This is a genomic window from Thermoflexus sp. (assembly GCF_034432235.1).
GTDB lineage: Bacteria > Chloroflexota > Anaerolineae > Thermoflexales > Thermoflexaceae > Thermoflexus.
On sequence record NZ_DAOUCJ010000008.1, the window covers coordinates 1 to 25,752 of the forward strand.

Sequence of the window (25,752 nt, forward strand, 5' to 3'; positions counted from 1 at the left end):
TGGACGAGAAGCACGTCATCTGGAGGGCGAACGATGGATACGGTGCTGCGGGTGCATCCAGAGCAGATCCGAGGGCAGATCCGGCGGTTGCGGGCGTGGGGGGAGGCGTGGCGGGCGCAGGTGGAGGCCAGCCGGCGGGTGGCCCTGGCGCTGGCGGAGGCTGTGCAAGCGGTCCCAGGCCAACGCGGAGGGGCCGCGCTGGAAGCCCTTCACAGAGGCCTGGCCCGATGGGCCGAGGAGGCGGAGCAGCTGGCTCGGGCGCTGGAGCGGGCCCTGGAGCGCCTGGAAGCTGCTTTCCAGGAGGCGGCCGAGCTCATTCGTATGGAAGCTCCAGGGGGCTTTCGATTGCCGGCGGTTCCCCTCGCAATCGGACCGGATGGTCGATCGATGGCCTCCCAATTCGAAGTCATCATCCCTGCCGCGCGAATCCAGGCGGACTGGTTGCAGATGATCGATCGTTCCGGCATCCCGGAAGAACGCAAGGCGCAGCTGAAGGCTGAGATCCAGGCCATGGCGGAGCGGGGGATCCCGATCCCCTACAACCAGGCGTGCGGCTGGGTGGCGCTGAGCATGGCGATCAGTCATCAGCGCGGCCGTCCGGTCCCCGCTCAGGAGGTGGTGAACCGGGCGCTGGAGGTCGCTCCCGGGTTCCGGGATCGGGTCCTGCGGAATCTGACCGAGGATCTCATCGCCGGTCGACCCGTGAAGGCGGACGGCCGGGCGGGGATGCGGGAAGCTGAAGCGGAATATGTCACGACAGGGTTTGTGGATCTGGCGCCGGTGGCGCGAAGCTATGGCCTGGAGCTGGAGCAATTCGAAACCCCGACCGATAAACATCCGGACGAGCTGTGGGATCGCCTGAACCAGCGGATGCGGCGCGGAGAAACGGTGATCGCCCTGGTGAATGCGAACCCCTCAAATTGGGGTGAGCCCCCTATCCGCAACGAAATACCGGGGACAGGGCTTCGGTTCTCGGATGAGCGAAAGGAGGTCGAGCTGCCGGCGGGGGGACGTCTGCGGCCATGGGATTCGGGGGGGGCATCGCACTGGGTGGTCCTGAATCGCCTGGAAGAACACCAGGGCGAGCGCTTCGTGGTCATCAACAATCCCTTCAACAACCGCACCGAGCGCTATCGCTGGCAGGATTTTCTGAATGCCGTGGATCGCCAAGTTCGAGTAAAGGTTGTGAACGGTCAGGTTCGGGAAAATCCGAGCTGGTGGTTCCTCAGCGTTCATCAAAAGACAGGGGAGGAGTGAGATGCGGCCGGCTCGCACAGGCTGGATGGCGCTGATGCTTGCCAGCGTGATGGCCGGGTGTGGGACGCCAGGGGGCGCTCCGTCCACCCCTTCTCCTTCTCCAGGGATCCATCCGGCCCCCTCCCCGACGCCTTCACCCCATGTCTGGACCCGGATGCCCCAGCCGTCGGCGACCCCGCGGCGGCCGACCCCGACGGCGCGGGTGGCCCCCACCGCGACGCCTTCGCCCGAGGCCTTCGAGCCTCCTCCGTTATGGGTGGCCGCCCCGCTGTCCCCCAACTGGCTGATCTTCCAGCCGCCGGGCCCGAAGGGTTTCGGCCTGAAGCCGGTGGTCTGGTTTACAAACGGCTTTGAATGGGAGGGGCCGTTTCCGATCCCGGAATCCTGGGAGATCACTGAGGCGGATGAGGAGAACATCTTTCCGCTCATGAGGCGGCAGGGGGAGTTCTGGATGGGTTGCCTCAACCGCAAACAATGTCTGACCCGTTTGTCGTTCGATGCCCCGGTTCCGCGCCAGCCCCTCCATGCGAAATACCAGACCTCCGCGCTCGTGCCGGTGGTCCGCCTCGAGCTGCCCGCCGGATGGTCGTGGCCGGCCGTGGAGATCCCGAATCCGTGGCGCGGGACGAATCCGTGCAAGGGCCTAGTATATAAGGGAGAGTGCCAGCTCCATATGGAGATCTCAGGTTTCCCCGGAGACCCGGCCCTTCTGGTGGATATCTGGTGGGATGCGGACTTCGATCCAAACGAACCCCAGATCCCGAATCCGGAACGTCGGTTGCTGATCCTGGAGCCTGATCTCCATCGGAGCTGGACATTAATTCAGGAAGGGAGGATGGGTTACGTGACCACTTATGAGTTCTCTCCAGACGGGCGCTTTTTGCTCATCAACCGCATGGCGGTCTTCGCGGACGATCGGGGGGTTCTGATTTTCCGCTGGCCGGAGGGAGATGGGGTGGCTCGAGGGCCCGGAGCCGCGCGCTGGCTGCAACCGGAGAGAGAGACCCCGAAGCCATGAAAACCGGCGGAACGGATGGGAGCGAGATGAAGGATCCGCTTCTGGTGCGGATAGGGTTGCTGCTGGGAACCGCAGCGGTGATGGTCTGGGTGGACCGCCGGTGGGACGCCCCGTATGGGCGAGTCCCAAACTCCGTCTCCCTACCCCTGTTGGGGCTGGGGCTGGCGGCCGCCCTGGCCTTCCAGGATCTCACCGGGCTGATTCTGTGGCCGGCCTTCTATCTGGGCTGGCGGGCAGGAGGGATTGGGGGCGGGGACGCCAAGGTCTGGATGGGGATCTCGGCGATGGCTGGAATCCTGGGGACGGCCGTGGGATTTCTGGTCCTGGTGATCCTGGCCCGGCTGCGGCTGTGGCGGATGGGGTATGGGTGGATCTTCGGGTTGCGGCCGCCGGCGCGGGTGCCGATGGCGCTGCCCACAGCGGGCATGGCCTTCGGGGCTGCCCTGGCCCTTGCGTTGGGTCGGTAGATCGATCCGAACGAGGGGGAACCCACGCCCTGATCTCGGAGATGGAGCCGCACCGCGATGAGAAGAAAGGGGGTTCTGATTTCTGTCCTCCTCCTGATGGGGCTGGGGCATCGGATATCGGATCATTCGATGGCTCTGGCCTCCGGGTGGACGGACGTGTTCTTCGATGACTTCAGCGGGAACACGGGCTGGAACGTCTCGGCCTGCGGGGACGCCCCCGGGGACCCCAACGGCTGCAACTGGCCCGGCCAGGCCCTCTTCGGATTCAGCGACGGGGGGGCCTCCGTCCTGCGCCTGGTCCAGGACGGCGGCGTCACCTTCCCCCTGGTCGGACGAGAGGGGCTCTTCGACGCCCTGCCCCCCGGCACCCCCTGGGCCTTCGAGGTCCGCTTCCGCTTCCCCCAGGTCACGGCTTACGGGGTCAACATCGGGATGGGCTCGGGATCCTGGACGGACGCCCGCCTCCCCCAGGACCAGCCGCCGCGGGCGAATTGGGCGGACGCCTTCGCCGTCCACCAGGACACGAGCGGCAGCCCCCCGCGGCTGCAGATCTGGGTCTTCGGGACCCGGGTCCTGGAGCGCCCGGCCCCGGACATGGCCTGGCACGTCGTGCGGGTGGAGGTTCAGCCGAACGGGGCCTGGACGGCCTTCGTGGACGGGAGCCCGGTGGGGAGCGGGACGGGCGCCTTCCGGCCCCGGCTGGTCTACTTCGGCAACTATTACGAGCAGTGGTTCTGGGGGGACTGGACGGATCTGCACGTGGACGATTTGCGGATCCAGACCTACGTCGCCCCGCCCACCCCCACGCCGACGCCGTCGCCGACGGCGACGCCCAGCCCGACGCCGTCCCCGACGCCCACCGCGACCCCCACGCCCACGGCGACGCCGACGCCGACCCCGACGTCCACGCCGACGCCTTCGCCCACCCCGACATCGACGCCGACATCCACCCCGACGCCCACGGCGACGCCGACCGCCACGCCCACCCCCACGCCGACGGAGACGCCCACGCCGACATCGACGCCGACGAACACACCGACGCCGACATCGACCTCCACGCCCACGCCGACTTTCCCACCGACGTCCACGCCGTCGCCCACGCCCACGGCCACGCCCACCCGCACACCGCCTCCCCCGCCGTCGGTGGCGATGCCCTCGCCTTCCCCCACGCCGACCCCTACGGCGACGCCCACCCCGACCCGGATCCGGCCGACCCGGACGCCCACGCCTTCGCCTTCGCCGGCGCCTTCGGCGACGCCGACGTCCACGCCCTCGCCGATGCCCACGCCGACGCCTTCGCCGACTCCCTCCCCGACCCCGGCCCGGGCCTGGGGGATGGTCTTTCTGGACCGGGACGGGGACGGCCGCCCGGATCCGGACGAGCCCGGGATCCCGGGAGCGGTCGTGGAGGCGGGCGGGCGGACGATGGTGACCGGCCCCGACGGGCGGTTCCCGCTGCCGGCGGGGGCGCGGGCGCGGCTGCTGCGGCTGCCGCTGCGGGGGCGGCTGACGGTGGCGGATGGGGTGTGGTTCGGGGTGCAGCCCCTGCGGCGGCCCCTGTGGCTGCTGGGGCTGGCGGCGGGGCTGTTGCTCTTCTCGCTGGCCTGGGTGCGGGATCCGCGCCCGCGGGAGATCCATTGGATCTCAGAGCGCTTGAGGAGGACGCGATGACGGAATTCGATCTGGTCCTGGCGCTGTTGCTGATCGCGGGCTTCGCGCTGCTCGGGGCCCTCATCACCCTGGGCAACGCCCGCCAGGCCCGGGCCATCCGGGAGGTGGGCGAGGTGCTGCACGGATGGGCGATCCGCCATATCCAGCTCTCCCGGGCCGTCGCGGCCTCTGCTATCCGGATCGAGGACCCGATCGCCTGGCTCCAGGAGGCGCTGGCTCGCTTTCCGTTGCCGGAGGGATTGGCCCGGGAACTGGCTCTGGAGCGTCACGGCCATGGATGGGTTCTGCTCCGGAGCCGATCGGGGAAGCTCCTCCTGATTCGCCCGGAGATCGACCCCACTCCCCTGGAGCGGGGATCCCGGTTCACCTCTCCGGTGCTTCCCCCAGGATCTCTTCGAAAAGCCCGGGTGCTGGAGCTTTCCCCTGTGACGGCCTGGCCGACCTTCGATCTGGAGCTGTCTCAGGCATGGCGGCGATGGTTCCCCGAGGATCCCCCGCCGGATCGTGTGCGGCTTCTGATCTGGCCGGAAAGCGCTGAACCGGGATCATCCCGATGATAAAGAGGCAGTGGCGATGGGCCTCTGGCAGAAACGGGATGGCCTGGAGATCTACATCCCGGAAATCGCCCCGGAGCGGATCTGGCCCGGGATGCGGCGCTTGCCGCCGCCCCCAGGGGATCCGCCGGAGATCCCGGATGTGCCGGGATTCCCTCCCATGCCGGAGCGCTCTCCATGGTGGACCTACGCCCCATGGTTCCTGATGTCCGCGGTGTATGGCCTGATGGGCCCGCTGGCCTTTGGGGGAAGAGGATGGATGTATCTGCTGTTCATCCCGCTCGCGGCGGGTTCTTCGATCCTGGCCGGGGAGATCCAGCATCGGTGGGCGTTGCGTCGCCATCGGGCACAGACCGCCGAGGCGATCCGGCGGGCTGAGCGAAAGCTGCGGCGGTTCCTGACCGAGCTGGAAGCCTGGCGAAGCATGGAGGAATCCCTGGAGCGGGCGCTGTTCCCTCCATGGGAGGATTTATGCCAGCGTCTGCAGGCGGGGACGGATCTCTGGTTCCGCCATCGGGGGGATCCGGATTTCCTGAGCGTTCGGGCAGGCATTCGTCGGTCGCCGTTGCTCGCCCGCCATGGCCGGCCGCTTCCGGATCTCGAGGATCTTCCGCTGCCCCTGCAGGGCATCGTCCGGGCGATCACGGGCGCCATTCAGGCTGAGGTCGAGCGTCCGCTTCCGCTTTTGCTCCGCGCATCCACCGCCCTGATCGCTTTCCCGGGTCAAGAAGGGGCCATCGCCCGGCTCCTTCTGGAGCTGGCCTTGACCCACGCGCCTTCCGAGATGGAGATCCGGGTGGGCCTCGGGGACCCGGGTTGGGCCTTCCTCCGGTGGTTGCCGCACGTGGGGGAGCTCCGGGAAGGCTATGCCGGGGGACCGGCCCGGATCCGGGAGATGCTGTTTGAGGAGTTTTTCCGAAGGAGAAGTCGCGGGGGAGAGGGCCCGGCGGTGATCGCCCTGGGGGATGCCGGATGGCTGACCGACGGCCGCCTGGGCATGCTGCTGCGGGAGGGCCCTGCCGTGGGCCTCTATCCCCTCCTGATCCTTCCCCCTGGGGCTTCCATCCCGGGGGGGATCCGCACCCTTGGCATTTGGATGCCCGACGGGGGGATCCGGATCCTGGATCTGGCCAGTGGACAGGCGGTGGAGGGAATGGATCCCGCCCCGCGCCTCTCTCCGGGGCAGGCCGAGGCGCTGGCTTTCTCCCTCTCCCGCCTGCGACCCATGGGAGTGGGGGATATCGGGACCGTCCGTCCAGCCCCCGCCCTGTGGGGGATCCATGAGCCCGACCCTCAGACGCTGAGGCAGGTGATCCAGAAAGCCCGGAACGGGCGCGAGCGCCTGGCGATCCCCGTGGGATACACCGACGAAGGGCTACCTTTTCTACTGGATCTGCACGACCGGGCCCATGGGCCCCACGCCATGGTGATCGGGACCACCGGGTCGGGCAAAAGCGAGGCCATGCGGACCCTGGCCCTGGCCCTGGCCCTTCATTTCTCCCCGGAGCGGGTGCGGCTGCTCTTCATCGACTTCAAGGGGGGCGGCGCGTTTGCCCCCCTGGAGGGCCTGCCCCATTGCGTCGGGCTGCTCTCCAACCTGGATCCCCGGGAGGCGGCCCGGGCGCTGGAGACCCTGGAAGGGGAGCTGGACCGCCGGCAGCGGATCCTGGCGGAGCGGGGAGCGGATCACGCCGACGCCGCGGGGCTGCCCCATCTGGTGGTGATGGCCGATGAGTTCGCCGAGATGCTGGAGCAGATCCCGGATGGGATGGGGCGGATGATCCGCCTGGCCCGGCTGGGGCGGAGCCTGGGGATGCATCTGGTGCTGGCGACCCAGCGGCTGGGGAGCGCGGTCCCCGGGGAGCTCCGGGCCAACCTCCGGGTCCGGATCGCGTTGCGCTGTGAGACGCCGGAGGAATCGGCGGCGGTGCTGGGACGGCCGGACGCGGCGTATCTGCCCGGGAGCGGCTGGGCCTTCATTCAGGTCGGGCAGAACGAGGTGTTCCGACGGATTCGGTTCGCGTATGCCTCGGGGGCCTCGATCGGCGTACAGGAGGAATACCGGATGGACCCGGCGGATCCGAACCGGGCGCTGCGGATCGATCGAGTGGGAGGCGACGGCGTGCGGGATCTGGATCGGCTGGCCCTCGTGCTCCGGACGATGGATCCCCCGGTGCCGTCGCTGGCCCCGCCCTCTCTGCCAGAGGATCCGGGCGTTCCGGAGGAAGAGGGCATCGACCAGATCGGCCTGGGGATAGCGGATTTCCCGGAGCAGGGGGAGATCCGCTGGGTGTTCTGTGAGAGGCAGACTCCGGATCTCATGCTGATCGGTCAGGCGGGAACCGGAAAGACCCGGATCCTCCAGGGGATGGCGTCGGCAGCGGCCCGGGCCGGCCGGCGGGCCTTTGTCGTCGATGGACGCGGGGAGTGGCGGGAGGTTCCGTGGGCAGTCCGGGTGGATCCCCTGGATCGGGAAGGGGTGGGCCGGCTGTTTCGGATCCTGCGGGCGGAAGCGGGCCCCGCCCTGCTGGTGCTGGATGGGGCGGACAGCATCGCGGAGGAGGCGCAGATGGCGCTGGAGACGGGGCTGGAGATGGCACGAGCCCGCGCCGATCTCTGGATTTGGATCGGGTCACGGCGGGAGGTGGCCCTGCGATCCCTACGGGGGCGGCCCGCCCATCGGGTGGTGCTCCCGCTGGAAGCTCGGGACTGGGAAGCCATCGTCGGGCGTCTGCCGATCCCGGAGGAACCCTTCGGGGGTCGCTGGTGGGGAGAGGGGCGGTGGCGGGAAATCCGGCTGCGGCGACAGGGGGTGCTGGCGCCTCCTGTTCCACCGCTCCCTCGAGCTCCCCGAGCCTCCTGGTCCGATTTACCCTCGCCCGCGCAGGGGGAAGGAGGGGTGACCCTTCCTCTCGGATGGTGGGATGACGATCTGCAGCCGGCCGTTCTCCTTCTGGACCGGCGGCGGCCGGCGCTGGGGATGGCCCCGGAGGTGGCCTGGGGACGGGGAGTGATGGAAGGGCTGGTGCGCCGGCTTCAGGAGGCCATGGGGAGGGTGCTGGCGTGGGATCCCGAGGGTCTGCTGGAGGGGTTGGTGAAGGGGGAAGAGGACCCCCGGGCTTTCCTGGAGCTTGCGATGGCGGGGGAGGCCACAGGATCCGGGGGCCTCCTGGTGGTGGCAGATACGGATGCCCTGCGGATGCGGATGGGGTATGGGGAGGAGATCCCGGTCGCCCTGCGGCGCTCCGAGCGCTGGATCTGGTTGTGGGTAGGGCGAGATGGGTTGGGGCTGCGCGGGTGGCGGTTGCTTCCCGAGCCGGAGGATCGGGGAACGCCGCCGATCGCAGCGGGCCATCCAGGTCTGACTTGGCTGGCCACGTCCGGCCAGGGCCGCTGGGTCATCCTCCCGGTGCGCTCATGAACCTCCGCGATCCGCTCGAACCGTTGGAACTGGGGCTTTCGCGAGGAGGCCATCGCAAGCGGTTTGCGCTTCCCCAAAAAGATGTCTCCCCATGCCCGTGGGGAGAAGAGGTGATGTTCTCCATTCTCCATATATTGGAGGCGATCCATGCTTCGCGCACGACAGGCACTTCCTTTGTTGATTGGGTTGGCCCTGGCAGCGGTTGTGGCGATCGCTGCCCGAATGCTCGTCACGATGGGTGTGCCCGGCCAGGTCGCAATCGCCGTGGCGGCTGTCCCGCTCTATCCCGGGGATACCCTTACCGAGGAGCGCGTTCGAACGGTTACCGCCTATGATGCTCCGGCTGTGCGGGGGATGATCCGGGAGGCCGATCTCCCGCGTTACGCGGGGGGGACCGTGCTGATGTTCATTCCGGCAGGAGCGGCGATCCCCCGGACGGCGATCCTTCCCTCCGGCCAGCTCACGGCGGCGGCCCGTCTTTCCTCCGTGCTGGTGGAGGGAGAACAGCTGCTTTCCCTGCAGGATACGGATCGGCTTCAGGCGCCGCCTTTTTCCATGCTGCGCCCCGGGGACTGTCTGGATGTGGTGGCGTTCTTCGAAGCACCCGCCGGGGGCGCCGCCCCGACCGCCGTATCCGCGGGGCTTGAGGGAATCCCCCCTCGGACACCGGGGGCGGAAATTACCGGGACGATGGGCCTGACCCTTCCCACCCGCCCCATGGCGAAATGGATCGCCCGCGGAGTGGTGCGCTCGATCCTGGGTTTCCCAAGCCCTTCCGGCGGTGAGGGAACATCCGCGGTGCGAACATCGGGCGCTTCCACCGGCGCGCCGCGGCTATTGCTGGGGGTGCCCCAAAGCGCGCTGGAGGGGATCGTGTATGCCCTGGAGACCGCGAAGATGGTCTATCTGATGGTGGCGCCCCCGTGCGCCCGCGCGGAGATCCCCCCCTCCACCGGGTTCGCGGAGCAGGATCTGGAACAATGGGTCTGGGCCGGCCGGCGGGCCGCCGGGGCGCCCGCTTTCTTCCTTCCATCTGGATCTCCACCCCAACGGTAAGGGAGAAACGATGGGCATGAATATCGTCATCCTGGGGAACCTGAGTGGGATCGGCGGGGAGATCGCCAATCAGCTGGCCCGTTTAGGGCATGAAGCGTATGCGATGCCTGGGGTGGTGGCAGTGGAAATCCTGGCTGGCCTCCGCCCGCAGCTCCTCATCCCGGTGGCAACGGAAACCGGGATGACCACCGAGACGGTCAGCCGCCTGGTGGCGGAAACTGGGGCTGCGGTCATTGTGGTGGCCTCCCCGGGGAGCCCCTGGGCGACTTGGGGGGAACATCTCCAGTATCCGGTGATCGCCCCGGAGCGCGCGGCAGGGGAAATCGCGGCCCGCCTCAGCGAGCTGATGGCCCAGGTTCAGGCCACCGAACAGGCCCGGTATTTGCAGACGGTTTATGGGGCGCCCGTCGTGGTGGCCAGTCAGCCCCGCGTGATCGGGTTCGGAGGCCCCAAGGGAGGGACCGGGAAGAGCACGGTCGCGGCGAACGCCGCGGCCCTCCTGGCGGCCCGGGGGCTCTCCGTCCACCTCATCGATGCCGAATCGGATACGCGGGGGAACCAGCCCGATTTATTCCGGCTGGGAGAGGGAATCCCTATCTATTCCATCATCGAGCTGGCCAGCCACCACCCGCCCATGCCCCGCGCCGGCGGCGTGTTCGAACCCGGCGCCCATATCCCGATCTTCTGGAGCCAGGTGCCGGCCCCGCGGGGGATCCGCTGGAACCTGCGCCTCACCGCCGGGTTGTTGACCCTGGATCCCTTGATGGGGGAACATTCCCTTTCCGTTCTGGCTCGGGCGGCGGATTGGCTGGATTTCGCCATTGAACGAGCGACCGGGGAGGGATACACCGTGGTCCTGGACACCGGCAATAACCTGATGTCGCCGCTCTCGCTGCGAGCGATCAATCGCTCCCAGGTGCTCTATATCATCCTGGAGCCCGAGGACACCGGGCTGATCGCCGGGGCTTCCTGGCTGGCGCACGTCTACCGGATGGCTGGCCCTGCGGCCTTTTCCAGCAAGGTTCGAATTGTCTTCAATAAAGTGCGTGGGGAATCCGGCTCCGAGCTGGTCGGGCGGTTGCGGGAGCATGTGGAAGCGATCCTGGGTCACCGACTGCCGCGGGCGATGCCGGTGCACATTTTGCCCTATCTGGATCTGGATATCGCCCGATCGCAGACCAACCTGCGGCTGGGCGTGGAGCACCTGGCGGTCCTTCAGGCCCTGACGGGCGGACGATATGCGGAGGAAACCCGCGGGTTCACCGAGGCGCTCCAGTCCATGTTATCGGAGCTCTTCCCGGTCCTCGCCGCTGCCTCTCCGACGCGAGAGGCCTCCCCGCGGTTTCGGTTCCCATGGAGAAGATAGCGCTGTTTTCCTCTTTTTTTTCTCAGGGCGAGGGTTGCAGGATCCGGGGTAGCGGTCCATGCATATCGGGGATCCCGACTCGGGTTAGGAGCGCTCCGAACCTTGAGAGGAGCGAATTTGACGGTTTCGCCCCATCTGATTTAACATAGCGATGTCTCCAAAGCGGAGCCCAGCTTACGGATGAGGAGGAGAAGCCATGAAGCACAACCGCCCGCCATAGTTCCTTCTCTTGGCTGTGCTCGGCCTGGTGGCCCTGAGCGCATGCCGTCAGGCGACTCCAGCGCCTCTGACGCCTACGACTGCCCCTGCTCCGACTCCAACCTCGGCTCCTGCGCCCTCTCCGACCGCTGCCCCTGTGGGCATTCAGGAACTCGTCCTTTCCACGGTCGCCTCCCAGGAGGCAGGGGTCCAGCAACTCCAGGCGGGTCAGATCGATATCTACGCGGAGACGGTATCAAACCCCCAGCTGTTCAAGACGGTGCGCGGCGATGCCAAGTTGGGTTATAACTTGGCCTGGGGCGCTTACACAGAGCTCACCTTCAACCCCGTGTTGAACTTCAAAGACGGTCGGCTGAATCCCTTCGGGGACCCGCAGATTCGAGAGGCGATGAATTGGCTGATCGATCGCAACTACATTGCCCAGGAGATCTATGGAGGCTTGGCCACGCCCAAGTGGTTGCCCCTGAGTTCCGCCTTCCCCGACTATGCCCGATATGTAGATGTGGCGCGTGCTCTGGAGCGTCAGTACGCGCACAATCCGGACAAGGCGAAGCAGGTCATTGCGGATCGCATGAAGGCGCTGGGGGCCACCCTCGGGCCGGACGGAAAGTGGCTATATAAAGGCAAGCCGGTCACCTTGATCTTCATTATTCGGACGGAGGATGAGCGCAAAGCCATCGGCGACTATGTGGCAGGCCTGCTGGAGCAGGTCGGGTTTACTGTGGATCGGCAGTATAAGACCCGGAAGGAGGCCTCGCCGATCTGGCTCCGGAGCGATCCCGCCGAGGGCAAGTGGCACCTCTACACCGGAGGGTGGATCAACACAGCGGTCTCCCGGGATGATTCTACGGTGTTCGCTGATTTCTATACGCCACAGACCAGTGCCCTGGCGGGCACCCCTCTGGCCACCGCCTACAAGCCTTCTCCGGAGTTCCTGGATGTGGCCACGAAGCTGCAAAACCGGCAGTATCGCACCCTGGAGGAGCGAGCTCAGCTGTTCCGCCGGGCCATGGAGCTGGCGCTGAAGGATTCCGTCCGGGTATGGCTGGTCGATCAGCAATCCTTCAACGCCCGCAAGGCGGATCTGACTGCAGCCTATGATCTGGCCGGCGGCCTCGGCGGATCCCGATTGGTTCCCTATACCCTTCACTGGCTCAAGAACCCTGCCCCCCAGGTGCGCATCGCCTTCAACGGGATCCTGATTGACCCCTACAACCCGGTGGCCGGCTCCAACTGGGTCTCCGATGCCTTCGCCTATCGGGCCACCAGTGACCCGGCGGCCATGCCGGATCCTTATACAGGGCTTTACTGGCCCCAGCGGCTCGAGCGGGCAGAGGTAGTGGTCCGGGAAGGATTACCGGTAACTCGGACTCTGGATTGGGTCTCCCTGCAGACGGCGAAGGAGATCCAGGTCCCCGCCGATGCCTGGGTGGACTGGGACGCGAAGGCCCAGCGGTTCGTTCGCGCCAGCGAGCGTTATACCCAGCCTGTGAGCGTTCAGGCTAAGGTCACGGTGTATTACCCGGCAGACCTGTTCCAGAAGGTGAAATGGCATGACGGCTCGCCCCTCTCTCTGGGGGATTTCATCCTGAACTTGATCCTGACCTTCGATCGAGCCAAGCCAGATAGCCCCATCTATGACGAATCCTATGTCCCGAGCTTCGAATCCTTCATGCAGCGATTCAAGGGTGTCCGCATCGTCTCAACGAACCCGCTGGTGATCGAAAGCTATGTGGACGCTTTCGAGCTGGATGCCGAGGTCCTGGCCGCTGGCTGGACATGGTTCCCTGACTATAGCTTTGGGCCGGGTCCGTGGCATACCCTCGCGCTGGGGATCCGGGCGGAGGCCGATAAGAAGCTGGCCTTCTCCTCCGATAAGGCGGAGAAGCTGAAGGTGGAATGGATGAACATGGTGGCCGGACCCAGCCTGGATGTGCTGAAGGCCGCGCTGGATCAGGCCGCGCAAGAGGGTTATCTCCCCTATGCTCCGACGATGGGTGAATACGTGAAGAAGGAGGAAATCCAGAGCCGTTATGCCAACCTGAAGAAGTGGGTGGAAGCCCATAACCATTTCTGGGTTGGCATGGGCCCGTTCTATTTGGATAAGGTGTTCCCCACGGAGAAGACCGTCAGCCTGAAGCGGTTCGCTGACTTTCCAGATCCACCGGACAAGTGGGCCCGGTTCAGCGCGCCGCGCCTGGCGACCGTCAGCGTGGAGGGGCCCAGCCAGGTGACGGCCGGGAGCGAGGCCACCTTTGAAGTCAGCGTCAAAGAGAAGGATCGCCCCTATCCGGCGGCGGATGTCCAAAGCGTTCGCTATCTGGTCTTCGATGCCCAGGGTCAGGTGGCCGCCAGCGGCCAGGCCGCTCCCGTCGCGGAAGGGCGCTATCAGGTTCGCCTGACAGGGGATGTGACCCAGAAGCTGGGGGCGGGCAGCAACCGGCTGGAGGTGATCGTGACGGTCAAGCCGGTGAGCCTGCCGGCCTTCGCCTCTCTGGAATTCATCAGCACGAAATAAGCGAGGGCTACCTCTGGATCTGGGGCGAGGGCGAGGCTGGAGAACGCCTCGCCCTCGCCTGGCAAAGGGGATGGACGAGGAATGGAGCAGAGCGCCCTGCTGGTGACCCCGAAGCCGGAGGCCGCGGCTTCCGCCTCACCCTTGCTTGAAGCCGCCCGGCGGGTCTTTCTCTTTGTGTCCTTCCGGATCCTTGTTCTGGCGATCACCGTCGTCATTGCTGTTTATCTCACCATCCTTGTCGCGAACATGGGCGGGTATGTCGATGAGATCCGCCGGGCCGAGATCCGGGAGCGGGTCGGTCAAGAGTTGTTGGCCAATCCGTCCTTCCGAACCCTCTCCCCAGACGCGCGGGCTCGCTTGCAGCAGCAGCGGGTGCAGCAGCTGGAACAGTATTTCGGGCTGGATCGGCCCTTTCTCATTCGGAGTTTGATTTACTTGAGGGATGCCCTGCTCCTGGATCTGGGACGCTCCTATCAGATCTCCAGCGACACCGGATCCCGACAGGTCCGTCTGATTCTCGCCGAACGTCTGCCTCCCACGATCCTCCTCTTGAGCACGAGCAATGTCCTGATCTTCTTTTTGACCCTGTGGGCTGGCCTGGCCCTCTCCCGGCGCTATGGTCATCTGGTGGATCGTGTGATCATCGCTCTGACTCCTCTCTCGGCCGCACCGGCCTGGTTCTATGGGGTTTTCCTGATCCTGATCTTCGCCGCTACCCTCCGCTGGCTCCCTTTCGGAGGCATGGTGGACGTCCCCCCGCCTCTGGATTCCATGAGTTATGCTCTCAGCGTGCTGCGTCACCTGATCCTGCCCACCCTGGCCCTCACGCTGAGCAACTTCTTTATCAACGCTTATGCCAACCGCACCTTCTTTCTGATTTACGCCGGTGAGGATTATGTGGAAATGGCGCGGGCCAAAGGCCTGAAAGGCCGCGACATCGAGCGTCGGTATATCCTCCGGCCCACCCTGCCGAATATCCTCACGAGTTTTGCTATCGTGTTGATCACCTCGTGGACCGGCGCGCCGATCCTGGAGACGGTGTTCAATTGGCCTGGGCTGGGTCGGGTGACCTATGAGGCCATCGGGCTGGTGGATACGCCCGTGATTGTGGGAGCGACCGTTATTTTCGCGTATCTGCTGGCCCTGACGGTGCTGATCCTGGACATCCTCTATGCCCTCGTTGATCCCCGGGTGCGGATTGGCGGGCCGGGGGTGGAGCAGGGGGCCCCATGAGGTTCTGGCTAAAAGATTTCCTGAAGGATCTGCGCTATTATCCCTCGGCCCTTCTCGGAGGGATCGTCATCGGGATCATGGCGTTGATCTCCCTCGCCGTGCCTCTTCGGATCCCTTACTCGGAGGCTGTCCGCTTGTGGCGAGGAGGGGAGGAGGTCTGGTATCGATCGCCCCGTCAGGTCCCTCCGGCGTGGGTGAACTGGTTCCGACGGGATAAGCTGGCGGATACTCTGATCTTCAGCACGCGGGATCAGCCCTCCTGGAAGCGCAGCCAGCCCGCCGGCGAGGGGCGGCGCATCGAAGTGGAGTTCGTTTTCAATTATCCCTACGATACCTTCCCTCAGGAGCTCGCTCTCTATATCTGGTCCAGCTTCCGCGAGAAGGCGCCGTTCCTCGTGGCGACCTGGAAGACCCCGGATGGGCGATCGATCCGGGTCGCGGAGCTCCGCGTCGAGGGGATCAAACAGGGGTTCCGATTCTCTCAGGATCGCCGGCTGCTCCAACGTCTGGAAGGAGTTCCCCCTGAGGAAGCCCTTTTCTCCACGCCGGGGGAGAGCCGGCCTCGGGTGTTGAAGGGAACCTATCGATTGCGCATCGAAGCGGTCACCTTCGAGCCGGACGCGGATGTCGATGTGGAATTCATTGCCTACGGGCAGGTATACGGCTGGGCGGGAACCGACCGCTACCGCCGCGATCTGGGGGTAGCTCTGCTCTGGGGCTTCCCGGTGGCCATGGCCTTCGGGGTGCTGGGCTCCGTAGGGACCACCCTGATCGCCATGGGGCTGGCCGCCGTGGGGGTGTGGTTCCGGGGATGGGTGGACGAGCTGATCCAGCGCCTGGTGGAGATCTTCTCCATCATCCCCTTCCTTCCTGTCCTCATCTTGGTGGGCACCCTTTACTCGCGTAGCTTGGTGGTGATCCTGGGGGTCGCCATTGTCCTTTCGGTCTTCAGCATCACCATCAAGAACTATCGGGCGATCTTCCTCCAGATCCGGGAACTGCCCTATATCGAAGCCGCACAGGCCTATGGGGCGGGAAGCGGGCGGATCATCCTCCGCTATCTGTTGCCCCGCGTCCTTCCCCTAATGATCCCGAATCTGGTCATCGGAGTGCCCAGCTTTGTCTTTCTGGAAGCTTCCCTCGCTGTGCTCGGGTTAGGGGATCCCGTGCTGCCTACGTGGGGGAAGGTGTTGGACGAGGCGATCTTCAGTGGAAGCCTCCTCCAGGGCTCTTACTACTGGGTGCTGGAGCCTGCCTTCCTGCTGATGGTGGCAGGCCTTTCGTTCTCCACCGTTGGCTTCGCCCTGGATCGGGTGTTCAACCCTCGTCTGCGGGAGATCTGAGATCAGCGATGACCCCGAAGACCCTCCTGGAGATATCGAACCTGGTCCTCCACTTCCGAACCCGGGCAGGGATCGTGCGCGCGGTGGACGGGGTGGATCTGACTGTGGGAGATAACGAGGCCCTGGTGATCCTGGGCGAATCGGGATGCGGCAAATCCTCCCTGGTCCGCGCGATCCTGCGCCTGTTGCCTCGCAACGTGGCCGCTTATCGCGGCGCGATCCTCATGGATGGGCTGGATCTGATGCGCCTGGATGATGAAAGCTTCCGCCGGGAAGTGCGCTGGAAGCTGATCTCTCTGGTCCCCCAGGCGGCAATGAACGCCTTCAACCCGGTATTGCGGATGGGCGATCAGATCATCGAGCCGGCCGTGAACCAGCTGGGGATGAGCCGAGGCGAGGCGCTGGAACGGGCTCGTGCCCTCTTTCGGCTGGTGGGGATCCCGGAGGCCTTCCTCCAGCGTTATCCTTTTGAGCTCAGCGGGGGGATGCGCCAGCGGGCCGCTATCGCCATGGCCATGATCACCTCTCCCCGCCTTCTCCTCCTGGATGAGCCTACTTCTGCGCTGGATGTGCTCACCCAGGCCAGTATCTTCAACAAATTGAAACAAATCAAATGGGAGACGGGGATCGCCTTCATCCTGATCACCCATGACATTGCGGTGTCCAGCGAGTTGGCCGATCGGGTGGCCGTTATGTACGCAGGTCAGATCGTCGAGTTCAGCGATGCGCAACGGTTCTTCCGTGAGCCTCTCCATCCGTATTCAAAGGGCTTGCTGGCCAGTGTGCCTCGCCTCCGCCATCGGGGGGAGATCACGTTCATCCCCGGCCGGCCTCCGGGCCTGATCCAGCTTCCCCCCGGCTGTCGCTTCGCAGATCGTTGCCCTTTCCGGTTTGAGAAGTGTTCCCAGGATCCGCCGGTGATCCATCGGGATGGTCGTATGGTGCGCTGCTGGCTTTATGAGTGACGCGGGGGATTCCGGGTAGTTCCCCGATCGCTCGGAGGGAAATGGGCATAGCCGCGGGAACCGGGATCTCCCAGATGTGAGGAGGAAGATGGCAGATATGGAATCCCAGACTCGCCTGATCTCCGATCAAGCCATGGCCCATGCGACCCAGGGGCCTCTCCTGACGGTGCGAGATCTATGCGTATGGTTTGAGTTGCGCCGCTGGGTCTTCAGCCGCGCCGGCTATGTGCGCGCGGTCGATGGGATCTCCTTCGATCTGTATCCGGGGGAGATCCTCGCGGTGGTCGGGGAGAGCGGATCAGGCAAATCCACCCTGATCCGAACCCTCCTGGGGCTGCATCGGCCGGTCCGGGGCACGGTGAGTTACCTGGGAAGGGATCTTCGCACGTTCACCTCTCAGGAGATGCGCTGGTATCGGAACACGCAGGTGGGCTATGTGCAGCAGGACCCTTACGGGGCCCTTCCCCCGTTCATGAGCATCCGCCAGATCCTGGAAGAGCCCCTGATCGTCGGGGGGGTTCGGGATCGGCGCCAGCGCCTGGAGCGCGTTTGCGAGGTCATGGAAGAGGTAAAGTTGACTCCGGTTGAGGATTTTCTTTTTAAGTTCCCGCATATGCTCAGCGGTGGGCAGCAACAGCGGGTGGTCATCGCCCGGGCGATCCTGATGCGCCCCCGTTTGCTCATTGCCGATGAGCCCGTCTCTATGCTGGATGCCTCTATCCGTGTGGAGATCCTGAAGCTGATTCAGGCGTTGCAGCAGCGTTATCACCTGTCGGTCATTTACGTAACCCACGATCTGGCGACGGCCAGCTATTTCGCCGACCGCATCCTGGTGATGTATGCCGGCAAGGTCGTCGAGCAAGCCCCTATTGCGGAGCTGCTCGCCCATCCGGCTCACCCATACACAGCCGCTCTGCTCACTGCGCTCCCGGACCCCGATCCAGAGAATGCCCGGTTGCTGAAGGAGATCCCACCCGGGGAGCCCCCCAGCCTGATCGCTCCGCCTCCCGGCTGTCGCTTCCACCCCCGTTGCCCCCGCATCCTTCAGGGCTTGTGCGACCGGGAGGAGCCTCCGGATTTCGAGGTGGGGCCGCAACATCATGTCGCCTGCTGGCTGTATCGCCCATGAGCCCCAGGCACTGGATCGCAGCAGGTCTCTTCCTCATGCTGCTCGGGTGGGCGATCGCTTTCCTGATGGTCATCCGCTATCTTCCCCCCTCTCTGCTGCTCTCTCTCTTCTCCTACGTTGCATCCGCCGCGGGGTTCCTGATCGGGATGCTCGGCCTGCTCTTTGCCCGGCGTTCCGGTCGGGAGCGATGAGCGCATGGAGAGCGCCCTCCCCGGGATCCATGACGCAGCCATGGTATACTCGGGGAGGAACCTCCTTGGGGAGCCAGGGATGCGCATTACCATTGTCGGTCTGGGGAAAATCGGAATCTCCCTGGGGCTGGCGCTGCGGGAGGCGACGCCCCAGGCCCAGCGGATTGGCCACGATCCGAACCCGTGGCGGGCGCGGGAGGCATTGCGACGACAGGCCGTGGACCGCATAGATGGGAGCCTTCCTGGAGCCTGTGAGGGATCCGACCTGATCCTCCTCGCGCTCCCTCTGGCCGACATGGAGCGGACCCTGCGGGCGATCGCCCCCATCCTTGCCGAAGGCACCCTGGTGCTGGATACAGCGGAGCTCAAGGCCCCGGTCTTGGCCTGGGCCCGGCACCACCTCCCTCCCACCGTCCCATTCATCGGTGGCCATCCGATTCTCCGTCCGGACGTTGGGGAGGAACCCGGACCGGATTTGTTCCGGGATGCCCTGTTCTGCCTGACCCCGCCGGCTCAGGCCCCTGCCTGGGCCGTGGAGGCGGCCGCCGGGCTGGCCCATCGGATCGGTGCGCGCCCTTTCTTCATCGACCCCGTCGAGCATGACGGCTGGATGGCGGCTCTCGAGCAATTGCCGTCTCTGCTCAGCGCCGCCCTCCTGTCGGTGTGGTCCGCCGCACCCGCCCGACGGGAAATGCCCCAGGCGATCGGGAGTCGCTTTGCCCGCATGACCGCGGATCTCCCGGATGCTCCCAGCGGGCGGCTGGCGGCAATGGCCAATCGGGAATCCCTGCTTTACTGGCTGGATCGCCTGCTGGAAGCACTGGGGCGTTTGCGGGAGGCGCTGACCGATGTAGAGAATGAGGCCGCTCTGGAGGACTTTTTCCGCTCCGCCGATCGGATCCGGGAAGCCTGGTTGAAGTCCCGGCATGAGAGCCTGCAGGCCTTGCCGATCCCGGCGGATCCGCCCGGCCTCCTGGAAACCATGTTGAAGCTCCGCTCCCTTCGCCCCTCCCGGAAGCAATAAACCCGAGCGGAGCTTTCACGAGATGGGGTCTCATTCTGGACAGCCCGAATTCGATCCTTCGGAGGGCCTCATCGGATGCGGGTGTTGATGATCGCGCCGACTTCGTTCTTCAACGACTATGGATGTCACGTGCGCATCCTGGAGGAAGCCAGAGCCCTCCAGTCCCTCGGGCTCCAGGTGAAGATCGTGACTTACTACAAAGGCCGCGATCTCCCAGGTCTGGATATCGTCCGCACCCCTCCCCTGCCGTGGCGTTCTCACTATGAGGTCGGATCCTCCCGACATAAGATCGCCTTCGATCTCTATCTCTCTGGGACGGCGCTGGCCACGGCGCTGCGCTGGCGCCCCCATCTGTTGCACGCGCATCTCCATGAGGGCGCGCTCATCGGGAGCGTCCTTCGGACGCTGTTACGGGTTCCGCTGATTTTCGATTTTCAGGGCAGCCTGACCGGGGAGATGATCGATCACCGCTTCCTGAACCCGGATGGGCCCTGGTATCCCCTGATGCGGCGGCTGGAGGTCTGGATCGATCGGCAGCCCGATCGGATCCTTACCAGCACGATTCACGGGGCTCGCCTGCTGATCGAGGCCTTCGGCGCGCCCCCGGAGCGGGTGATCCCGTTCCCGGATGCGGTCAATACGGAGGTCTTCCGCCCCCCGCTCCCCGAGGAGATGCCGGAGCTCCAGCGCCTGCGGGAGGAATGGGGGATCCCCCCGGGGCGCCGCCTGGTGGTCTATCTGGGGTTGCTGGCCCCCTATCAGGGCACGGATCTGCTGCTGGAGGCGGCCGCTCACGTGATTCATCAGGATCCTCAGGTTCATTTCATGATCATGGGATTTCCGGGGGAAGCCTTCTACATGGCCCGGGCCGCCGCCCTGGGGATTTCGGCGCATGTGACGTTTACGGGGAAGCTGCCTTACGAGCACGCCCCGATTTATCTTCGGTTAGGCGAACTGGCGGTAGCGCCCAAAATGTCGGCCACAGAGGGAAGCGGGAAGCTGTTAAACTATATGGCCACCGGCCTTCCGGTGGTGGCTTTCGATACCCCGGTCAGCCGGGAGTTCATGGGCCGGGACGGCTATTACGCCCGATTGGGGGATGCGGGAAGCCTGGCGGAGTGGATTCTGTATGCCCTCCGTCATCCGGAGGAATCGGTGGAGCGCGGCCGCCGGCTTCGCGCCCGGGCTATAGCTCATTACAGCTGGAGAACCGCCGGTCAGATGTTGCTGGAAATCTATCAGGCTGTTCGACAGGGCAGGCATCTCCCAGCGTGGGTCAGTGTTTCGCCCCGAAGAGGCGCGGATCTCTCTGCTTCCCTGAAGTCCGCGCGAGAGGAGGCGGGGAAGGCGGTTCCAGGCGGCTCCACCCCTAAAGGATGATCCGGATCTCGCTCGACGGAGGATGCGGGGAAGGCTACGACCCCCGAGATCCCATGGGGATCAACCCCCAATGGCTATGGCTTGGCTTTATCCATTGGGGGATTCCCGGGGGAACTGCGGGAAGGGGATCCCCCGCGATCTGGATCCAACCTGGTGATGAGGCAGGGATCGGATGCTTCGTGGAGTCGTTGAATTGTGGCGTTATCGAGATCTGCTCTGGTTGCTCACCTGGCGGGATCTCAAGGTCCGATACCGGAATTCGGTCCTCGGCGTGGCCTGGTCATGGATGAACCCCCTGCTGATGATGACCGTATTCACAGTGGTCTTCACCGTGATGAACCGGGGGCCGGCCAGCCTTCCGCACTTTCACGCCTTTGTGCTGATCGGCATCCTGGCCTGGAACGCCTTCGCCATCTCCGTTCAGGGGGCTGCGGAGAGCGTCACCGCCAGCGCCCCCCTGGTGCGCAAGGTCTATTTCCCCCGTGAGGTCCTCCCCCTCTCGGTCGTCCTTTCGAATATGCTGAATTTCCTGATCTCCCTGCCCATCTATTTCGCCATCGCATGGCTCTCCGGGATCCGGCCGACGCCCTGGCTGCTGCTGCTGCCGCTGACACTGCTGGCCCATGGGATGTTCACCGCGGGCGTGGCCCTGGCGGTCTCGGCTTTGAATGTGTTCTACCGGGACACCGGGCATATCCTCCAGGTGTTGTTGCTGGCCTGGTTCTTCCTGACCCCGATCTTCTATCCGATATCGGTTTTGCCTCGAAAGGCCTCGTTCCTGGGGATCTCGGTGGACGTCTGGCTCTGGACCCGGCGCCTGAACCCCATGGCCTCGATCATCGCTTCTTATCACGATCTCTTTTACTATGGGACGTATACGGCGCCGGAGTTCCTCATCCGGACCCTGGTCACTGCCGGGCTGGTAGGGCTTCTGGGTTATGCGCTGTTCCGCCGGCTCAGCCCCCGCTTCGCCGAGGAAGTTTGAAGGGAGGAGCTCTGGCGGCGATCACCCGGCGGAGCCCAGCCGTTCCAGGGCGAAGGCAAAGGGTTCTTCAGCCCGGATCACGGCGGCTGGGATGCCGGCGTTTTTCAGCAGGGGAAGAACGCGAGGGGCGGTCTCCGGCCCGCCAAAGGAGGCAGTCTCCAGCACGATCGCGACCACCCGCATGCCATGAGAGACCAAGCTTCGAGCGGCCATCGCCCATCGCGGATCGCCGGAGGGGGTGATCAGGATGAGGATGGAGCCGCGGGCGATGCGGAGGGCATGGGATTGTAGCGCCTGGTGGAAGGGGATCTCGCCGTGCGCCCGCAGCAGCGCCAGCCCCTCCAGGAGACGCTCCAGCTGGTTTTCCCCGCGATGAGGCGACAGAAGGAGCCGACGGGAGCCATATGCCAGGATCCCCACCATCCGCCCGCGTCGCAAAAAGTAAGCGGCCAGGGAAGCGGCGAGGGCGACCGCATATTCTTCCGTGGAAGGAGGGGGAAGCCGTGGCTTCTCGGCCAGCCATTCCTCTACATCTCGAATCGGCCGATGGATGTGAACGTCGGCCATCATATCGAGGACGATCCATACCTCTGCGGCGGGCTCATGATCGAATTCCTTCACCATCAGGCGCTCCCGCCGGGCCGTGGAAGGCCAGTGGATCCGATGGAAGGCGTCCCCCGGCTGATACTCCCGCACGCCTCCGGCATTAGGGGTCACCTCGGGGGTCCGTTGCCGGGCGGACTCCCGTTCCCGCCAGAAACCCGGCGGCAGGCCCAGCCGCCTGATCGGCAGGATCGGCGGATAAACCAGCACCTCATCGGTTTCCGTCAGCTGCAGGGTGGCCTCAAAAAGGCCGAACGGATCGGTTCCGATGAGGGTCAGCGGCCCAAGACGATACAGCCCCCGACGGCGGCAGCGCGTCCGCACGGTCCACAGGCGCTTCCCCCCTCGCCCCAGGTTGTCCAGCACGAAACTGGCGCGGTGGCCGGGCAGCGTGGAGCCATCCCGCACCTCCAGCCAGATCTTGGGGAAGAAACCGGTGTTCTGGAGAACGAGGGTTTCTTCAAAGAACCCGCCCACGGCGCTCCGCCGGGAGCGGGGGATCCGTCGGATCTCCAGATCCCGCACGGCGCTCCAGGCCCAGGCGAAGGAGAGGATGAGCAGAGCGAGGAGCAGGTAAGTGAGGTTGTAGAGGATCGAGCGGCCGGTGATCATCGCCGCCAGGCTGGTGAGGACAGTCAGCAGAAGGAGCCCCCGCGCCCGCGGCCGCAGAGCCCATCGGAGGATCGGCCGCTCCGGGGAAGCGGATCGGGAGGATCGCCAGGAGGGAAGCGCGGTCATGGGGATCGAACCTCCCACGGCACTGTGGGGATGAGCTGGAGCTCCCCCCGATAGACGCGGACCTGCCCGACGATTTCCACCTTTGCTCCTTTTGCTTTCAATCGTTCGGGAACCATGGCGGCGACGTTCTCCCACAGGATCACCGGGAGCGCCCCGCTTTCGTCGCGCACGAGCAGGCGCAGGCCGGCGGAGAAGCTCCGCGCCTCCACGATCTCCCCGCGGATCTGCACCCGCGCGCCCTGGTCGCCGGGCGTCAGGCTGCCGATGGAACGAAGGGGCGCCTCCGGTCGGATCCCCCTTCTCACGATGATGTCACGACCCCGCTGGGGAAGCAACTCCAGCTCCCCGCGATACGGCGTCAGCACCCCGGTGGCCCGGATGGTCGCCCCCAGGTAGAGCCCCTCCCGCCCCGGCACCTCCGCCATCTGCTGGTTCGGGATGAACAGGCGGAGGCGATGCCCCTCCTGTTCCAGGATCACCGCCCATCCGGCGGAGAACCCCTGGAGATCCATCGCCCTCCCCTCAACCGTGAGGCGAGCCCCTGGAGATTGGGTGGACAGCTCGCGAAGCGGGAACGGCGTGGCGGTCGGCCGCGGACGAGGAGCTAGGGAAGGCGTGGGCGAGGGAGAGGGGGCGGGAAGCGGAGTGGGCGTGGGGGAGGGGGAAGGGGTGGGCGTCGCGGCCGGAGGCTCCCAGCGCAGGTCCAGTGAAAGCTCTGGGAACAGCACCGGTTCCCCGCGGGCCCGCCGCAGTCTGCCCCAGGCGTGCAGCTGGGCACCCACCGGAGGGGTGGCGGTGAGGGCGGCCTGAAGCTCCCGGGAGAGCCCGATCTCCATCGTCCCCGTGGCGTCCTGGACCGTCCATCGGCTCTCGGAGCGCTGGATCAGGCGGCCGGCGATCCCCACCCAGGCGCCATCCGGGAGGTCAATCGCCTGGGCGATCGGCCGGGGGATGGGCGACCAGGGGACAAGGGCCCATCCCTCCGGGTCATCCAGCACCACCTGGAGCGTATCCCGGTAAAGCCCCAGCGCGCCGGTGATCTGAAGCCCGGCGCCCAGGGGGAGCTCCGGCCGTCCGGCCAGGGCTTCATGCCAGGCTACCTCTATCGCCCCCGTCTCATCCTGAAGCCGGACCAGGGTCAGGTCTGCATAGGGACGGCGCACGCTTCGGATCTGGCCCGCAACCCGGATCCGCGTTCCAATAGAGGCGGTCGAAAGCGAGCCCAGGGAAAGGGAAAGCGGCTCCGGCCGTTCGATCACCAGGGCCTCGGGCGAGAGGATCTCCAGCATTCGGGGATCCGAATCCGCCCGCACCCGTCCCTCCACCGTCACGACATCGGCGGTTCGGGGGATGCGTCCCTGACGCTGCAGCGCCGTGGCGGCTGGGCCGGAAGCGAGGACCAGAAGGTCGGCCATCCCATCGCTCAGCTGGAAGAGGAGGCGGGGCCCTTCGGGATCCCAGCGGGGTGGCTCCACGACCACACCCTGCACTCGCGCATATCCGGCGAGGTCTTCGGACCGGAGCTCCGAAGGCGAGCGGGTGGGCACCGGCTGGAGCCGGATCTGCCACCAGAGGGCCAGCAGCCCGGCGAACGCTAACGCCAGAGCCCCCAGGGTTCGGCCCCGGGGGATGCCCGGGGGGATGTAACGGGTCCGCATCGTCAGGTCTCCGGATCCGAAGGATTCGTCCATGGAAATGATAGGCGGCAGGGGAACAGAGGCGCGGATCCTTGAAGGGCGCTGCCGCGCGGAGAGAGGCCGATCGCAAAGCCCACACCATGGGTCTTCCCCTTGACAAATTCTCCGGTCGGTGCTTTCATGGGCGTGAGGTTAAACGTTTAACTTCATGGATGATATGGCGACATTACGGGATGTGGCGCGACGTGCCGGGGTATCGATTGCGACGGTTTCCTACGTGTTGAATGGCACGCGCCCGGTGAGCCCGGAGGTGGAGGCCCGGGTGCGGGAAGCGGCCGCGGCCTTGCAGTATCGTCCCAACCGGCTGGCTCGGGGTCTTCGTCGCAAGCGAACCCATGTGCTGGGTCTGATCGTGCCGGACAGTGCGAACCCCTTCTTTGCGGAGGTCGCCCGCGGGCTGGAGGATCTCAGTTTCGCCCATGATTACAGCCTGATCCTCTGCAACTCCGATGGTGATCCGATCAAGGAGCAGCGGTATCTGGGAGTTCTGATCGAGCAACAGGTAGATGGAATTGCCCTGGTCTCGGCCAGCGCGACGCCTGCGCATCTGGCCATCCTTCAGGAACGTGGGATCCCCTTTGTCGTGGTGGATCGCGATCTCCCGGGTCTGGAAGCGGATTGCGTGCTGGCGGACAACTTCCAGGGCGGTTATGGGGCCACCCGGCATCTGCTGGATCGAGGCCATCGGCGGATTGCATGCATCACGGGCCCTTCGGATCTCACGCCGAGCGCCGATCGGGTGCGCGGCTATCAAAAGGCCATGGAGGAAGCGGGGATCGAGCCCCTGGAGATTTGGATCCGTCGGGGGGATTTTCGAGCGGAAAGCGGATATCACGCGGCGCGCTTTTTCTTAAGCCTCCCTCCTGCGATCCGCCCGACGGCGATTTTCGCCTGCAACGATCTGATGGCGATCGGGG

Annotated in this window: 20 protein-coding genes; 18 read left to right on the forward strand and 2 right to left on the reverse strand. The window is 65.6% G+C overall.

The window, feature by feature from the left end; translation table 11 throughout:
- Nucleotides 1-33: 33 nt before the first annotated feature.
- From VAE54_RS01485 to VAE54_RS01565, 17 genes are all read left to right on the forward strand, one after another.
- Nucleotides 34-1,257: a hypothetical protein gene (locus VAE54_RS01485; protein ID WP_322800156.1), complete on the forward strand. Its 1,224-nt coding sequence runs from the start codon at nucleotides 34-36 to the stop codon at nucleotides 1,255-1,257.
- Between the two features lies 1 nt (nucleotide 1,258).
- On the forward strand, nucleotides 1,259-2,275 hold the full coding sequence (locus VAE54_RS01490; RefSeq protein ID WP_322800157.1) for a hypothetical protein: 1,017 nt from the start codon (nucleotides 1,259-1,261) through the stop codon (nucleotides 2,273-2,275).
- A 26-nt stretch (nucleotides 2,276-2,301) separates the two neighbouring features.
- On the forward strand, nucleotides 2,302-2,742 hold the full coding sequence (locus tag VAE54_RS01495; RefSeq protein WP_322800158.1) for a hypothetical protein: 441 nt from the start codon (nucleotides 2,302-2,304) through the stop codon (nucleotides 2,740-2,742).
- A gap of 129 nt (nucleotides 2,743-2,871) precedes the next feature.
- Nucleotides 2,872-4,413: a hypothetical protein gene (locus VAE54_RS01500; RefSeq protein ID WP_322800159.1), complete on the forward strand. Its 1,542-nt coding sequence runs from the start codon at nucleotides 2,872-2,874 to the stop codon at nucleotides 4,411-4,413.
- Nucleotides 4,410-4,970, forward strand: coding sequence for a hypothetical protein (locus VAE54_RS01505; RefSeq protein WP_322800160.1), 561 nt, complete (start codon nucleotides 4,410-4,412; stop codon nucleotides 4,968-4,970). Before VAE54_RS01500 ends, VAE54_RS01505 begins: the two co-directional genes overlap by 4 nt.
- Before the next feature lie 16 nt (nucleotides 4,971-4,986).
- Nucleotides 4,987-8,388 (forward strand): FtsK/SpoIIIE domain-containing protein, encoded by a 3,402-nt coding sequence (locus VAE54_RS01510; RefSeq protein ID WP_322800161.1) that lies wholly within the window; start codon nucleotides 4,987-4,989, stop codon nucleotides 8,386-8,388.
- A 147-nt stretch (nucleotides 8,389-8,535) separates the two neighbouring features.
- Nucleotides 8,536-9,444, forward strand: coding sequence for a hypothetical protein (locus tag VAE54_RS01515; protein WP_322800162.1), 909 nt, complete (start codon nucleotides 8,536-8,538; stop codon nucleotides 9,442-9,444).
- Nucleotides 9,445-9,460: 16 nt separating this feature from the next.
- Nucleotides 9,461-10,810, forward strand: a complete 1,350-nt coding sequence (locus VAE54_RS01520) for a hypothetical protein (protein WP_322800163.1) — start codon at nucleotides 9,461-9,463, stop codon at nucleotides 10,808-10,810.
- Nucleotides 10,811-11,045: 235 nt separating this feature from the next.
- The gene (locus tag VAE54_RS01525; protein WP_322800175.1) at nucleotides 11,046-13,547 is read left to right on the forward strand and encodes an ABC transporter substrate-binding protein; all 2,502 of its coding nucleotides are present in this window, start codon (nucleotides 11,046-11,048) and stop codon (nucleotides 13,545-13,547) included.
- A gap of 81 nt (nucleotides 13,548-13,628) precedes the next feature.
- A complete protein-coding gene (locus tag VAE54_RS01530) occupies nucleotides 13,629-14,780 on the forward strand; it encodes an ABC transporter permease (protein ID WP_322800164.1) in 1,152 nt (383 codons plus the stop codon).
- Nucleotides 14,777-16,123 carry an ABC transporter permease gene (locus tag VAE54_RS01535; protein WP_322800165.1) on the forward strand — a complete coding sequence of 449 codons (1,347 nt, stop codon included), beginning with the start codon at nucleotides 14,777-14,779 and terminating at the stop codon, nucleotides 16,121-16,123. The genes VAE54_RS01530 and VAE54_RS01535 overlap by 4 nt, the downstream gene beginning before the upstream one ends.
- Before the next feature lie 8 nt (nucleotides 16,124-16,131).
- Entirely contained in the window at nucleotides 16,132-17,088 is a 957-nt protein-coding gene (locus tag VAE54_RS01540; protein ID WP_322800166.1) for an ABC transporter ATP-binding protein, read from the forward strand.
- 97 nt (nucleotides 17,089-17,185) lie between these two features.
- Nucleotides 17,186-18,217 (forward strand): ABC transporter ATP-binding protein, encoded by a 1,032-nt coding sequence (locus VAE54_RS01545; RefSeq protein WP_322800167.1) that lies wholly within the window; start codon nucleotides 17,186-17,188, stop codon nucleotides 18,215-18,217.
- 35 nt (nucleotides 18,218-18,252) lie between these two features.
- On the forward strand, nucleotides 18,253-18,408 hold the full coding sequence (locus VAE54_RS01550) for a hypothetical protein (protein ID WP_322800168.1): 156 nt from the start codon (nucleotides 18,253-18,255) through the stop codon (nucleotides 18,406-18,408).
- 79 nt (nucleotides 18,409-18,487) lie between these two features.
- Complete coding sequence (locus VAE54_RS01555; protein ID WP_322800169.1) at nucleotides 18,488-19,432, forward strand: prephenate dehydrogenase; 945 nt, start codon at nucleotides 18,488-18,490, stop codon at nucleotides 19,430-19,432.
- 75 nt (nucleotides 19,433-19,507) lie between these two features.
- Nucleotides 19,508-20,812 (forward strand): glycosyltransferase family 4 protein, encoded by a 1,305-nt coding sequence (locus tag VAE54_RS01560; RefSeq protein ID WP_322800170.1) that lies wholly within the window; start codon nucleotides 19,508-19,510, stop codon nucleotides 20,810-20,812.
- Nucleotides 20,813-20,984: 172 nt separating this feature from the next.
- Entirely contained in the window at nucleotides 20,985-21,797 is an 813-nt protein-coding gene (locus tag VAE54_RS01565) for an ABC transporter permease (RefSeq protein WP_322800171.1), read from the forward strand.
- A 21-nt stretch (nucleotides 21,798-21,818) separates the two neighbouring features.
- Here VAE54_RS01565 and VAE54_RS01570 read toward each other — a convergent pair whose 3' ends face one another.
- Both VAE54_RS01570 and VAE54_RS01575 read right to left on the reverse strand, forming a co-directional pair.
- The gene (locus tag VAE54_RS01570) at nucleotides 21,819-23,138 is read right to left on the reverse strand and encodes a DUF58 domain-containing protein (RefSeq protein WP_322800172.1); all 1,320 of its coding nucleotides are present in this window, start codon (nucleotides 23,136-23,138) and stop codon (nucleotides 21,819-21,821) included.
- Nucleotides 23,135-24,796, reverse strand: a complete 1,662-nt coding sequence (locus VAE54_RS01575) for a hypothetical protein (RefSeq protein ID WP_322800173.1) — start codon at nucleotides 24,794-24,796, stop codon at nucleotides 23,135-23,137. Before VAE54_RS01575 ends, VAE54_RS01570 begins: the two co-directional genes overlap by 4 nt.
- 196 nt (nucleotides 24,797-24,992) lie before the next feature.
- Here VAE54_RS01575 and VAE54_RS01580 point away from each other — a divergent pair.
- Nucleotides 24,993-25,752: LacI family DNA-binding transcriptional regulator (locus VAE54_RS01580; RefSeq protein WP_322800174.1), on the forward strand; the 760-nt coding region annotated here is incomplete at its 3' end.

What these genes read in the sequence shown, in the direction of transcription:
- VAE54_RS01485 (WP_322800156.1), top strand. Translation starts at nt 34, where the DNA reads ATGGATACGGTGCTGCGGGTGCATCCAGAGCAGATCCGAGGGCAGATC.
- VAE54_RS01490 (WP_322800157.1), top strand. Translation starts at nt 1,259, where the DNA reads ATGCGGCCGGCTCGCACAGGCTGGATGGCGCTGATGCTTGCCAGCGTG.
- VAE54_RS01495 (WP_322800158.1), top strand. Translation starts at nt 2,302, where the DNA reads ATGAAGGATCCGCTTCTGGTGCGGATAGGGTTGCTGCTGGGAACCGCA.
- VAE54_RS01500 (WP_322800159.1), top strand. Translation starts at nt 2,872, where the DNA reads ATGGCTCTGGCCTCCGGGTGGACGGACGTGTTCTTCGATGACTTCAGC.
- VAE54_RS01505 (WP_322800160.1), top strand. Translation starts at nt 4,410, where the DNA reads ATGACGGAATTCGATCTGGTCCTGGCGCTGTTGCTGATCGCGGGCTTC.
- VAE54_RS01510 (WP_322800161.1), top strand. Translation starts at nt 4,987, where the DNA reads ATGGGCCTCTGGCAGAAACGGGATGGCCTGGAGATCTACATCCCGGAA.
- VAE54_RS01515 (WP_322800162.1), top strand. Translation starts at nt 8,536, where the DNA reads ATGCTTCGCGCACGACAGGCACTTCCTTTGTTGATTGGGTTGGCCCTG.
- VAE54_RS01520 (WP_322800163.1), top strand. Translation starts at nt 9,461, where the DNA reads ATGAATATCGTCATCCTGGGGAACCTGAGTGGGATCGGCGGGGAGATC.
- VAE54_RS01530 (WP_322800164.1), top strand. Translation starts at nt 13,629, where the DNA reads ATGGAGCAGAGCGCCCTGCTGGTGACCCCGAAGCCGGAGGCCGCGGCT.
- VAE54_RS01535 (WP_322800165.1), top strand. Translation starts at nt 14,777, where the DNA reads ATGAGGTTCTGGCTAAAAGATTTCCTGAAGGATCTGCGCTATTATCCC.
- VAE54_RS01540 (WP_322800166.1), top strand. Translation starts at nt 16,132, where the DNA reads ATGACCCCGAAGACCCTCCTGGAGATATCGAACCTGGTCCTCCACTTC.
- VAE54_RS01545 (WP_322800167.1), top strand. Translation starts at nt 17,186, where the DNA reads ATGGAATCCCAGACTCGCCTGATCTCCGATCAAGCCATGGCCCATGCG.
- VAE54_RS01550 (WP_322800168.1), top strand. Translation starts at nt 18,253, where the DNA reads ATGCTGCTCGGGTGGGCGATCGCTTTCCTGATGGTCATCCGCTATCTT.
- VAE54_RS01555 (WP_322800169.1), top strand. Translation starts at nt 18,488, where the DNA reads ATGCGCATTACCATTGTCGGTCTGGGGAAAATCGGAATCTCCCTGGGG.
- VAE54_RS01560 (WP_322800170.1), top strand. Translation starts at nt 19,508, where the DNA reads ATGCGGGTGTTGATGATCGCGCCGACTTCGTTCTTCAACGACTATGGA.
- VAE54_RS01565 (WP_322800171.1), top strand. Translation starts at nt 20,985, where the DNA reads ATGCTTCGTGGAGTCGTTGAATTGTGGCGTTATCGAGATCTGCTCTGG.
- VAE54_RS01570 (WP_322800172.1), bottom strand. Translation starts at nt 23,138, where the DNA reads ATGACCGCGCTTCCCTCCTGGCGATCCTCCCGATCCGCTTCCCCGGAG.
- VAE54_RS01575 (WP_322800173.1), bottom strand. Translation starts at nt 24,796, where the DNA reads ATGCGGACCCGTTACATCCCCCCGGGCATCCCCCGGGGCCGAACCCTG.